The 11,748-nt window shown below is 64.3% G+C and carries 11 protein-coding genes; 5 read left to right on the forward strand and 6 right to left on the reverse strand.

Features of this window, described 5'->3' with window-relative positions; genetic code table 11:
- Positions 1 to 78 precede the first annotated feature (78 nt).
- Positions 79 to 1,569, forward strand: coding sequence for an IS21 family transposase (istA, locus tag AC0KVN_RS26850; protein ID WP_483656712.1), 1,491 nt, complete (start codon positions 79 to 81; stop codon positions 1,567 to 1,569).
- Positions 1,570 to 1,589: 20 nt separating this feature from the next.
- Positions 1,590 to 2,396 (forward strand): IS21-like element helper ATPase IstB, encoded by an 807-nt coding sequence (gene istB / locus AC0KVN_RS26855; RefSeq protein ID WP_483656713.1) that lies wholly within the window; start codon positions 1,590 to 1,592, stop codon positions 2,394 to 2,396.
- Positions 2,397 to 2,464: 68 nt separating this feature from the next.
- Here istB and AC0KVN_RS26860 read toward each other — a convergent pair whose 3' ends face one another.
- Positions 2,465 to 2,803: a TetR/AcrR family transcriptional regulator gene (locus tag AC0KVN_RS26860; RefSeq protein ID WP_483656701.1), complete on the reverse strand. Its 339-nt coding sequence runs from the start codon at positions 2,801 to 2,803 to the stop codon at positions 2,465 to 2,467.
- Between the two features lie 315 nt (positions 2,804 to 3,118).
- Here AC0KVN_RS26860 and AC0KVN_RS26865 point away from each other — a divergent pair, with 315 nt between their 5' ends.
- The gene (locus tag AC0KVN_RS26865; protein WP_483656702.1) at positions 3,119 to 4,738 is read left to right on the forward strand and encodes an FAD-dependent oxidoreductase; all 1,620 of its coding nucleotides are present in this window, start codon (positions 3,119 to 3,121) and stop codon (positions 4,736 to 4,738) included.
- A 14-nt stretch (positions 4,739 to 4,752) separates the two neighbouring features.
- Here the strand turns inward: AC0KVN_RS26865 and AC0KVN_RS26870 are convergent, their stop codons facing one another.
- The 5 genes from AC0KVN_RS26870 to AC0KVN_RS26890 are packed head-to-tail and all read right to left on the reverse strand — an operon-like array spanning position 4,753 to position 9,479.
- Entirely contained in the window at positions 4,753 to 5,460 is a 708-nt protein-coding gene (locus AC0KVN_RS26870) for an FUSC family protein (RefSeq protein ID WP_483656703.1), read from the reverse strand.
- A gap of 15 nt (positions 5,461 to 5,475) precedes the next feature.
- Positions 5,476 to 6,918, reverse strand: coding sequence for an efflux transporter outer membrane subunit (locus tag AC0KVN_RS26875; protein ID WP_483656704.1), 1,443 nt, complete (start codon positions 6,916 to 6,918; stop codon positions 5,476 to 5,478).
- Positions 6,915 to 7,823 carry an efflux RND transporter periplasmic adaptor subunit gene (locus AC0KVN_RS26880; protein ID WP_483656705.1) on the reverse strand — a complete coding sequence of 303 codons (909 nt, stop codon included), beginning with the start codon at positions 7,821 to 7,823 and terminating at the stop codon, positions 6,915 to 6,917. The genes AC0KVN_RS26875 and AC0KVN_RS26880 overlap by 4 nt, the downstream gene beginning before the upstream one ends.
- Before the next feature lie 7 nt (positions 7,824 to 7,830).
- Complete coding sequence (locus AC0KVN_RS26885; RefSeq protein WP_483656706.1) at positions 7,831 to 8,043, reverse strand: DUF1656 domain-containing protein; 213 nt, start codon at positions 8,041 to 8,043, stop codon at positions 7,831 to 7,833.
- Positions 8,040 to 9,479 (reverse strand): FUSC family protein, encoded by a 1,440-nt coding sequence (locus AC0KVN_RS26890; RefSeq protein ID WP_483656708.1) that lies wholly within the window; start codon positions 9,477 to 9,479, stop codon positions 8,040 to 8,042. Before AC0KVN_RS26890 ends, AC0KVN_RS26885 begins: the two co-directional genes overlap by 4 nt.
- Positions 9,480 to 9,605: 126 nt before the next feature.
- Here AC0KVN_RS26890 and AC0KVN_RS26895 point away from each other — a divergent pair, with 126 nt between their 5' ends.
- Complete coding sequence (locus AC0KVN_RS26895; protein ID WP_483656709.1) at positions 9,606 to 11,009, forward strand: DUF4158 domain-containing protein; 1,404 nt, start codon at positions 9,606 to 9,608, stop codon at positions 11,007 to 11,009.
- 222 nt (positions 11,010 to 11,231) lie between these two features.
- Positions 11,232 to 11,732 (forward strand): recombinase family protein, encoded by a 501-nt coding sequence (locus AC0KVN_RS26900; protein WP_483656711.1) that lies wholly within the window; start codon positions 11,232 to 11,234, stop codon positions 11,730 to 11,732.
- Positions 11,733 to 11,748 lie beyond the last annotated feature (16 nt).

Consider the following 11,748-nt stretch of genomic DNA (forward strand, 5'->3'; position numbering starts at 1 on the left):
CTTGAAATCCGTCATCGTTCCGTCCGTCCAATCTCCGCCAAGCATGCTCAAGCTTCACGATTTTTGCAACAGAGCCCCGTGGAGAGCTATGCAGCGGTACGCCGCTTTGTGTTTGTCGAAGGGAACAGCCAACGGGAGGCAGCGAAGGTTTTCGGCCTGAGCCGAGAGACGATCGCGAAGATGTGCCGTTTCTCGCTGCCGCCGGGCTACACGCGTTCCAAGCCTGTCGCCAAGCCGAAGCTGGGATCGTTGCTGCCGGTGATCGACCGGATTTTGGCTGAAGATTATGTCGCGCCGGTCAAGCAGCGCCACACGGCCAAACGGATCTTTGAGCGGTTGCGCGATGAACATGGCTACGGCGGCGGCTATACGGTGGTGAAGGATTACGTGCGGCAGAGCCGTGTGCGCAGCCGCGAGACCTTCGTGCCGCTGGCGCATCCGCCAGGGCACGCACAGGTGGACTTTGGCGAAGCGGTGGGCGTGATCGGCGGCGTGCGACAGAAGGTGCATTTCTTCTGCATGGACCTTCCGCAATCCGATGCCTGCTTTGTGAAGGCCTATCCCGCCGAGACGACGGAAGCCTTCCTGGACGGGCATGTTTGCGCGTTCGCCTTCTTTGGCGGGGTGCCGCTCTCGATCCTGTACGACAATACCAAGATCGCGGTCGCCAAGATCTGTGGGGACGGCAAGCGCGAGCGTACCCAGGCCTTCACAGGGCTGGTCAGCCACCACCTGTTTGCCGATCGCTTTGGCCGCCCGGGCAAGGGCAACGACAAGGGGAAGGTCGAAGGGCTGGTGAAGTACGCGCGCTCGCACTTCATGGTGCCGATCCCGCGCGCGGCGACCTATGACGACTTCAACGCAGAGCTGGAACGGCGGTGCCGGGCCCGGCAGGAAGAGCGAGCCGGACGCCATACCGAGACGATCGGGGAGCGCCTGGCGGCAGATCTGGCGGCTTTGCGCCCGCTGCCCGCCGGCACGTTCGAACCATGCGAGACCAAGGGGGCACGCGTCTCCTCGACTGCGCTGGTGCGCTACCGGACCAACGATTACTCGGTGCCGACCTGCTATGGCTTCCAGGACGTTGTCGTGAAGGGCTTCGTCGACCGGGTCGTCATCCTGTGCGGGGGCGAGGAGATCGCCCGTCATCCGCGCTGCTATGGCGAGGCCATGTTTGTGGCAAACCCGCTGCACTATCTGGCCCTGATCGAGACCAAGCCGGGCGCGCTCGATCAGGCAGCCGCGCTTCAGGACTGGAATCTGCCGGAGGACTTCCAGCACCTGCGCCATCTTCTCGAGGTTCGGATGGGCAACAAGGGGAAGCGCGAGTTCATCCAGGTACTGCGCCTGCTTGAGGCCATGCCGATGGAGGTGGTGACCTTCGCGGTGAAAGAGGCCATCCACATCGGGGCTATCGGCTTCGATGCGGTCAAGCAGATTGCCCTGGCGCGGATCGAGCGTAGGCCGGCCCGGCTCGACCTGGAAGCCTATCCACACCTGCCCCGGATGGAGGTCAAGACAACGCGCGCTGCTGACTATGCCAGCCTTCTGCCGGGGATGGCCGCATGAGCCGGGCCGGGGAAGACAAGATGCCCCCCGGCACGACGGCGGGCACACCGCAGGTGCTTCTGGCTCATCACCTCAAGCAGCTCAAATTGCCCACCGTGCTGCGCGAATATGAGAAGCTGGCCCGGGAATGCGCGCGCGATGGCGTGGATCATACCCGCTATCTGCTGCGCCTTATCGAGCTGGAACTCATCGACCGGGAGCGGCGCACGGTGGAGCGCCGTATCCGCGCCGCCCGGTTCCCAGCAGTTAAGAGCCTGGACACCTTCGAGTTCACGGCCATCCCCAGCCTCAACAAGATGCTCGTGCTCGAACTGGCGCGCTGCGAGTATATCCTGCGGCGGGAAAACATCATCGCGCTGGGCAACAGCGGGACAGGCAAAACCCATGTAGCGCTCGCTCTGGGACTGGCCGCCTGCCAGAAGGGCTTCAGCGTCCTGTTCACCACCGCTGCGGCCCTGGTGAACCAGTTGATGGAGGCCCGCGACGAAAAGCGGCTCCTGAGGATGCAGCGCGAACTGGCCGCCGTGAAACTGCTGATTGTCGATGAGCTCGGCTATGTGCCGCTCTCGCCAACGGGGGCCGAATTACTGTTCGAGACCTTCTCCCAGCGCTACGAGCGCGGCTCCACGATCGTTACCTCCAATCTGCCCTTCGAGGACTGGACCCAGGTTCTGGGTTCTGAGCGGCTGACTGGCGCGCTCCTTGATCGCCTCACGCACCACGTCAGCATCCTGGCCATGAATGGCGACAGCTACCGGCTCAAGCAATCCGCCCGCCGCCGCCGCAGTGCCGGGGCGGAGCAAAACCAGGCCACCGCGCCCGACTGATCCGCAGAAAAACGGCCAATATGCAAAGGGCCCCGATCGGGGCCCTTTGCATATCATCCGCGCCACATTCACTGGCCTGCTTTTACTCCGCCGCGCTGGCCTAAAATCCGACCGCCGTTGACACTCAGATTGTAAGAGAGAGCGTCAAAAAGCTCCTCCATGCTTGTGAAATGGTTATAGAATGTGCCACGCGATATCGATGCCGCCTCGCATATTTCCTCGATCCGGGTCGTCAGTCCGCGCTCTCGGCCGAGCAAGGCAAAGGCGGCATCGAGAACCTGCTGGCGGGTACGTAACCGTTTTTCCTTGCCGATCTCGGCACGACGGTTGAGGTCGATGTTGCGCTTTGGCGGCGTGCCTGTCTTGGACGATTTTCTAGGAGCCTTGGACACGGTTTTTGAAGGCAAGAGAGCGTCCTTTTTTCCCTGACAAAATGTAAAGTTCGATAGCTCTATCCTATATGCACTGCAGCGAACAGTCCCGGAGCAGGGCTTACTATCGCTTCTGGACTGCCGGGGTTGGAATGTCCGGCTGCTCCGTTGCGGCATCATCTTGACAATCGTCGCGGCTCACGTCATTTCGGTATTTGACAAATCGTCAATACGATAGAAGCCGAACCGCCGCTTGCAAGGCAATAGATGAGGTCGGCGCTTGGACGCGCATATGCGTGGGGAGGGGAGGCATCTTGACCATATTTTCGATCCGCGAACAGGATGGCCGACATGACTAGGACGGTCGCCATCGTCGGGGCGAGCCTTGCGGGCTACCGGACCGCGGCGACGCTGCGCGAATTAGGGTTCGACGGGCGTATCCACCTGATCGGCGATGAGCCCCACGCGCCCTACGAACGGCCGCCGCTGTCGAAAGGGGTTCTGCTCGACGCGTCATCGTCGCAGGATGTCTTCTTCCATCCCTCGTCCTGGTACGCAGACAACCGGATCGACCTTCATCTCGGATGCCGGGTGGATCAGCTGGATCTTCGATCCAGGGCGCTGCGATTTTCCAGCGGACCGTTGTTGGAAGCAGATGCGATCGTGCTGGCGACCGGCGCTCATGCCCGACGGCTGACGATGACTGGCGCGAATGCCCCGAACGTTCATTATCTACGCACGAAGGATGATGCCGACAGGCTTGGCCGCTGCCTTGTGCCCGGCGCGCGCATCGTGGCGATCGGTATGGGGGTGATCGGCGCCGAGGTTGCCGCGAGCGCGCGGGCGCTGGGGTGCACGGTCACGGTCATTGAGCCGGCGGCCGTTCCCATGGCGCGGGCGCTGGGCACCCGTCTGGGGCAATGGCTGGCGCGCGTCCATCTCGCGCAGGGCGTCCATGTGAAACTGTCCTGCGGCGTCGAGAAGATCGAGACCGATTCCGCGGGTGTGGCATGCGCGGTGATATGCAGTGATGGTGCGCGGATCGAATGCGACGCGCTGGTGATCGGCATCGGCGTCACGCCGGCGACCGAGTTGGCGGAGGCAGCATCCATCGAGACCGCCAATGGCGTGATCGTGGACGGCGCCTGCCGCACCAGCAATCCTGCGGTTTTCGCGGCCGGCGATGTCGCCAACCAGCCCGATTTTTTCGGCGGCCGGATTCGCATGGAAAATTACAATAACGCAGCCGACCAAGGCGCGGTCGCGGCGCGTACGATCCTGGGACAGGATGGCGATCATCAGGGCTTGTGTTCCTTCTGGTCGGATCAATATGATCTCAATATCCAGGCGGTCGGCATGATCGGGGATGATCTGACGCAGGTCGTCAGGGGGGACATGGAGTCCAGCCAGTTCAGCGTGCTGTTTCTGCGCGAAGGAACGCTGTGCGGGCTGCTCGCGGTGAACACGCCTTCGGACATGCTGCCCGGCCAGCAGATCATCGAGCAGCGGATAGCGATCGACGAAGCGATGCTGGCCTCGCAGACGCCGCTTCGCGACATCGTGGATCGAGCGCCAGGGCGGCCGGTAGCGCCATCAATGGCGGAAGCGCCTTCCGACAGCCTTGTTAAGCTCTGTCTCGCGGACGAGGTCGCAGAAGGCGCGCCGGTCTGCTGCACGGTGGATGGGCTGCCGCAACTGGCCGTTTATGCCCTGGAAGGACGCTTCTTCGTCACCGACAACCGGTGCACGCACGGCGCAGGCGAACTGACCGATGGAGTGCAGGAAGGCGCCGTCATCGAATGCCCCTTCCACGGCGGCGCCTTCGACATCCGTACTGGCGAGCCGACCGCCTTCCCGTGCAAGATCGCGCTGCGGACCTATCCGGTCACGATCGTGGACGGCTGGGTCGCCATCAACCCGCCCTGGCGCAAACAGGAAATCGCGCCCGGTCGGGACCGGGCGCGATCATGATGTCGCCAAAGCCGTCACGCGACCCGACCGGACTTCAGGTCAGGACGTCGAAGAAGCTCTGCCGCATGTAGTTGTCGTGGGTAAAGCCCAGATGGCCGATCTCGTTCGTGTCCCAGACGATCGTGGGCGTATCGGGATAATGGACATAGCCTTCCGCGAACACTTCGTTGCGGTTGCCGGACGGACCGAAGAAATAGGGTCAGGATCTGTAATTTGCAATGGCTTGGCGGCGTTCCCTTGAGGGTTTCAAGGATCTGTCCGCACTCGCCGATTCGGGGATCGGTGGTGCTGTATCGGGTCTCACAAGTCCGGGCGTTGCTTTGGCTCGAAGCGGGCTTGGCTAGCCCATCTGTCAACCTTCGCAGATCGTCCGACCCAGCATTCCCTCGCGGGACGCCGCCATCGGGGCAGCTGGAGAGCGTCTCCGTTGGCGTTACTGGGAACACGCACAGCCCAAGCCACAGCGCCACGGCGAAGGACAAAAGCGCCGGCGAATTGACCAGCGGCGGCACCAGCAGGATCGACATGAAAGCGCCCGCCATCGTCCCGCAGACGCGATAGACCGATTTCGAGAGCACCGCGCCGGCGTGCGGTTGAGAGACGACATAGACCGTAACGACCGCCCAATAGGGATTCGGCAAGCCGATCCAGAGCGCGAGCGTGGCGGCAAGAAAGCTCTTGGCGGAAAAGACGAGCGCAGGCAGGCCGAACGGAAGCTTCATCGCGGCGTCTCTCCGTCAGGACTGTCCGTCCGTCTCCCAGCCGCCGCCGAGCGCCAGGAAGATCGCCGCCCGGTCCGAAGCCAGCTTCGCATCGGAGGCGGCAAGCGCGCTTTCGGCGCTGGCCAGTGTCCGCTCGACGTCGAGCGCCTCCAGTCCGGATACCGTGCCGCCGTGCGCCAGCCTGCGCTGCAGGCCCGCGGCCGTGCGGCTCTGGTCGCGCGCTTCGCGCAGGCGCGCGTTCTCATCGAGGTCGCGGACATAGATGGTGAGCGCGCTTTCCGCTTCCCGTAGCGCCTGCAGCACCGTCCCATCGAAGCCGGCCAGCGCGGCCTTGGCCGCAGCATTCGCTTGCGCGATGCGCGCGCGGGCGACGCTGCGATTGGGAAAGGTCCAGCTGATCAGTGGGCCGACGTTGAAGCCCAGTGCCGAATCGCTGAGGAGCCCGCCCACGCGGCGCGACGTCGTCCCCGCCGAGGCGCCGATGCTGACGCTCGGATAAAGGGCGGCGGTCTCGACGCCGATGTCGGCGGTGGCGGCGGCAAGCGTGCGCTCGGCCTGGCGGATGTCGGGACGACGCCGGATCAGCGCGGCGCCATCACCCACAGGCATGGGTCGATCGACATGCGGGATGGCCGTGCAGCCGGCCAGCTCGGGCGGATAGTCGGCAGGCGCCTTCCCGGTCAGCACCGCGAGTTGATAAAGCGCGACGCGGCGGTTGGCCTCGAGCGGGGGCAGGGTGGCCGCCAGTTGGGCGACGAGCGTGCGCGACCGCACCGCATCGAGCGGGGCGAACACCCCGCCGCGCACGCCGCGTTCGGTAAGCGCGAGGCTCCGGCCCTGTAGATCGAGCGAGCGCTGCGCAACGACGATCTGTGCGCCGGCGGCGCAGGCATCGGTATAGGCCTCCACCACATTCGCGGCGACCGTCGTGCGCGCGAGATCGAGAGCGGCGGCCTGTGCCTCGGCGGTGGCGTTCGCGGCCTCGATCGCGCGCCGGATGCGCCCGACCACGTCCACCTCATAGGATATGGCGACGCCGGCATCGATCTGGGCGTGGACGCCTGCCGCCGGCGCGACACCGAGCGTGGAGGTCTGGCCGAGGCTCGGCCCTCCCTCGACGATGGCCTGGACGCCGGCAGCAGCGCGCACCTCCTGCACCGCCGCCTGGGCGCGCTCCAGATTGGCGGCGGCCACCCGCAGCTCGGTGTTGGCCGCCAGCGCCTGTTCGACCAGGGCGTCGAGACGCGGGTCGTTGTAAAGGCGCCACCAGCGCGGCGGCAGCGGTGCGCTCGACAGCGCGGCGGACGACGAGGCCTCGAATGCGGTCGTCGGCCGGTCGGCGATGCCGGCCGGCGGTCGGGGCGGCCTATAGTCTGGGCCGACCGTGGCGCAGCCGGCGAGCAGTAGCGCCAGGCCGCCCACGGCTGCGCGGCCGCGCATCGCCGAAAACGCGGTCATGGCCTGCGCCTCAGATCGAGCGCCTCGCTGGCGCCGTCGAGGGTCACCGTCACGGTGCGTCCGGCGATCAGCGTCAGTCCCCTGGGCACGCGGTCGATGGCGATGCGCACGGGCACGCGCTGAGCGAGGCGCACCCAGCTGAAGGTCGGGTTGACGTTGGCGAGCAATGTGCCCGACGCGGTGGTGCGCTCGCGGTCGTCGATGCCGGCGGCCAGACCGGCGACATGGCCCTCGATCGGGCGATCCTCGCCCATCACGCGGATGGTGACGCGCGATCCGTCATGGACATGGGCGAGCTTGGTTTCCTCGAAATAGCCGGCGACATAGAAGCTGTCGCTATCGACGATCGCCATCACCGGCTGGCTGGCGGTGGCATAGGCCCCCGGACGCAGCGAGAAATTGGTGATGATGCCGTTGACCGGGGCGCGCACCTCCGCGCGTTTCAGGTTGATCCGGGCGAGGTCACGATCGGCGAGGGCCTGGTTATACGAGGCGCGCGCTTCCTCGGCGGCTGAGCGGTGCGTGTCGATGTCCTGCCCGGAGACGACGCCGGCCAACCCGCGATAGCGCAGGTTCTCGCGCTCCGCAGCGGCCATATTGGCATGTGCCGTGCCCACCGCCGCGTCCGCCCGTGCCAGCGCATTGGCGAGCCGCTCGCGATCGATGAGGAACAGCAGTTGCCCCTTTCGCACGACCTGGTTGTCGCGCACGTAGACCGAAGTGACCTGACCCGATACGTCGGACGCGAGCGGCACCACATCGGCGCGGATCTTTCCGTCGCGGGTCTGCGGCGCGTAGGTGTAATAGTCGTAGAGGTGCCACAGCACCAGCGCGCCCAGGCAGGCGAGCGCCAGCGTGAACAGAACCTTGAGGACTTGAGCGGTATGGTGCCGGTTGAGGATCATGGTGGTTTCAGCTTGTGGTCAGGATTCTGAGGAGCGCGACGGCCACGCCCAGCAGGATGAGGAAGAGCGAGAGGTCGAACAGCGGCCGGTTCCACACGGCGCGGTAAAAGCCGGCGAGGCCGAGCAGCCAAGAGAGGAGCAGCCGCGCGAAGAAGGCGATCAAGAGGCACAGCAACAGCGGCGACAGAAAGATGCCGGCCACGTCGATCTCGCCGATCATGCCGTCGGCTCCCAGGCCGGCGCACGCTCGAACAGCGCGAGGCGCAGGCCGATAAGGCTGCGGACGAGCGGGCCGAGCGAGCGCTCGGCGCCCTCCCGCCAGGCGGCGCTGAGGGTCCCATCGATATCCTCGAGCAGGCGGGGCGCCGGTTCCTCCTTGCCGATTTCTTCCCGCACCGTCGCCAGCAGCCGCTCGGAGGAGTCGCGGACCACCCCATCCGTCTGGAACGCGGCGGTCCGCAGGTCGGCGATGTTCGCGCCCGCGCGCAGACGGGTGAGCAGCCGGGCGCTCTGGTCGCTCTCTCCGGTGGCGGCGAGGTGCGCGGTCATCAGACCGATCCGGTCCAGCGCGCGGTCCAGATAGGCGTCGCGGTCGCGGCGGCTGGCATGCCGGGTGAGTTCCAGGATGCTCTGGCTCGCTTCGGCGGCGAAGCGAGCCAGAGCATGCGAACTGCCCATCCGCCGCACCAGCGTCAGGCTGAGGAACGCAATGAAGATGCCGATCAGGCTGGCGATGCTCGCGTCGAGGAAGGCGCCGAAATCGTGCGGACTATAGGCTCCTTGCAGATTGATCGTGCTGAGCACCGTCGCGAGCAGCAGGACCGCCAGCGCATTGGTCGCCGCCCATGCGGCGAGCGGCAGCATGAACAGCCCCATCACGACCACGAAGCTGGTGAAATCGTGCGCGAGCGGCAGCATCCAATAGTTCAGGATGGCCCCGAGCAATACCGAAAGCGCCGCGAATTTCGCATAGGAGGCGATGGCGCGATCGGCCTGATCGCCGCCGCCGAAGAAAGCGAGCGCCACAATCCCGATGAGCACCGCGCCCGGACTCTGCGACCAGCCGGTCAGCAGCCACAGGCCGCACAGTGCCGAATAGGCCAGCAGCACGCCGGCGCCGACGCGTAAAGCGAGGTGGAAGTCGGGCCGCAAAGGGAAGGGGGCATCACGGCCGATGCGCTGCTCAAGATCTGGTCCGAGGGGCGCATCCTTTTCGAGCGCGAGATTGAGCTTGCGCAGCTCGCCCCAGATCCGCAGGGCCTCATCGACCAGTTCCGCTCCATTCTGCCGCACCAGTTGGCGCCACGGCGTGAGCGGCCCCAAACCGGGCAGCGCGAAGGCGAAGTCCGTGTCGGGCCTCTCTGCGTCCTGTCCGTCCTGAACCCGCCGCCATGCCTCTTCGAGCGGTGGAAGCAGTTCCTCCCGCTCGGCGTCGCCGACATCGGCCAGCCGCGCGCCGATCGCCGAGATGAGCGGCACCAGCCGCAGCATGCGGCGCTGGATCGCGAACACCAGTTGCCGCTCCCGGCGGGTGACCATCGGGTCATAGCGGAGCTGCGCCGCCAGCGCGGACAGGCTGGTCATGTCGGCGATGACCTTGAGCCGATCATGGGCATTTGCCGCCTTGTTGGCGCTGATGCCGAGCGCGTCCTCCATCCAGGCCCAGTCGGCCCCAAGCTGCGATTTTGGCCAAGTCGGAGAACGTTTTGGGAACGTGGCATTCGGTATTGACGATGGAAATCATAGAAGAGGACAGTTCGCTCCATCATAGGGAGTGGGTTGATGGATCGGAGTATTCCGGGCGGGGATTTGATCGGACGATGGAGCCTGAGCTTTGCCGATATTGATTTTGTAAATTCGAAGCCGGCCCTGACGCGCCTTGGCCTCGCCGCGCAGCTGAAATTCTTCGCTTCCCTGGGGTTTTTCGCGATCGATCCCGGCTCAATCCCTACCGATGGCCTCTCGTATCTGGCCGAGCAACTCGGTGTCGAGGCTGGCGAGATAGCCGGTTATGACTTTTCCAGTCGGACAGCACGACGGCATTGTGCGGAGATCCTGATCCATCTTGGATATCACCGCATGAAGCGGGTGGATCGCGCGCAATTGACGGAATGGATTGCTGGCGAGCTGTGCCCGGGCGGCCAGTCGATCAATGCCATGCTTGAGCATGTTTTCCTGTGGTGCCGGGACCGGCGTATTTATGGGCCGTCGCGCAAGGAGCTTGAACGTGTCGTTCGCTCACAACGGCAAGATTATCTGGACACCTGGCTGATCGGAGCCAGTAATCGGCTTTCGTCAGATGCGGTGGCGTTATTGGAAGCCTCGCTTGCCGATCCGGACAGCTCGACCGGATTCAACAGGATGAAGGGTGACGCCGGACAGGCAACGCTCGACAACATTCTCGACGTGACCGAGAAACTCGCCTTTATCCAGAGACTTGATCTTCCCCATGATCTCCTGACGGCTACGGGCAAGCCATGGGTCGATCAGATTGTTCGCCGCGTTGCCGGTGAAAAGGCCTCGGAGATGCGCCGGCATGCGCCGGCGCGACAGCTCGGCCTTTATGCGATTTATCTAATGTCGCGGGAGGCGCAACTCACTGACGCGATGATCGACCTGCTGATCGAAACCGTTCACAAGATCGGAACGCGCTCGAAACGCAAGGTGGTGGGCGATATCGCGAAAGACATCGAGCAGGTCTATGGAAAGGAGCGCCTGCTGGTCGAGATCGCCAGCGCCTCGATCAATGAACCATCGGGGCGCATCTGCGATGTCATTTTCCCGATCGCCGGTAAGGCCAAGCTGGCGGCGATCGTCAAGGAGAGCCATGCGAAGGGCGCTCTGGACCGGCGCATCTACAAGGTGATGCGTGGTTCCTGGGCCAATCATTACCGGCGCATGCTGCCAAGCCTGCTTTCCGTACTTGAGTTCCGGTCGAACAACGCGGTGTGGCGGCCGGTCCTGGCGGCCCTCGACTGGATCAGGAGCAAGGTGGATGGCGGATGCCGCTTCGTGCCATTGCAGGATGTTCCGATCGATGAGGTGATTCCAGCGCGATGGCGCAGTTCCGTCATTGATGACGATGGGCGGGTAAACCGGATCAGCTATGAGCTTTGCGTCCTGACGCAACTGCGCGACCGCATCCGCTCCAAAGAAATCTGGGTGGTCGGGGCGGATCGCCGTTGATCTACAGTCATGTGAACCCTTATGGCCGCTTCGACCTCGACCTGAACGACCGGATTGATTTTGGACGGCTTGCAGCGTGAGGCGGCTGATCGGCCTATAACATTTGGGTACACCCCAGAGTGATAGGGCCGAGTGACACCATTCGTCTGTCACAAAAGGGTGGGTTTGCGCTCAATGTGACGATACACTGCAAGAGCCACCCTAATGTGACGGATTTTGCACTTGGCTCGTATCGGATATGCCCGCGTCAGCACCACGGACCAGGATCTGGATATCCAGATTGGCCGCCTCAAGAATGCAGGTTGCGAAATTATCCGTTCCGAGACCGGATCGGGGGCCTCGCGGAGCGGGCGCACGGAACTGGAAACGATCATGCAGTTTATGCACACCGGCGACGAGCTGGTCGTGCTGCGGCTCGACCGGCTCGGCCGCTCCACGCGCGATGTCCTGAACCTGGTGCATGAGCTTGATGAAAAGGGAGCTTCGCTGCGCATCCTTGAGCCAGAGGTGACGACGGCGGGCGACATGGGGCGAATGGTCATCACCATACTCGGCATGGTCGCCGATATGGAGCTGAAGTTCATCAAGGATCGTCAGCGCGCCGGGATCGAAGCGGCGCGCGCCGAAGGCGTTTACAAAGGCCGGAAGAAGAACGTCGATGAGGGACTGTCAGGATTTCCGTGTGTGGCCGGGCGGTTGATCATCAGGCCGCCATGGCTCTGATGAAACGTTCGCCGAA

The organism is Sphingobium sp. SG1 (assembly GCF_057063145.1).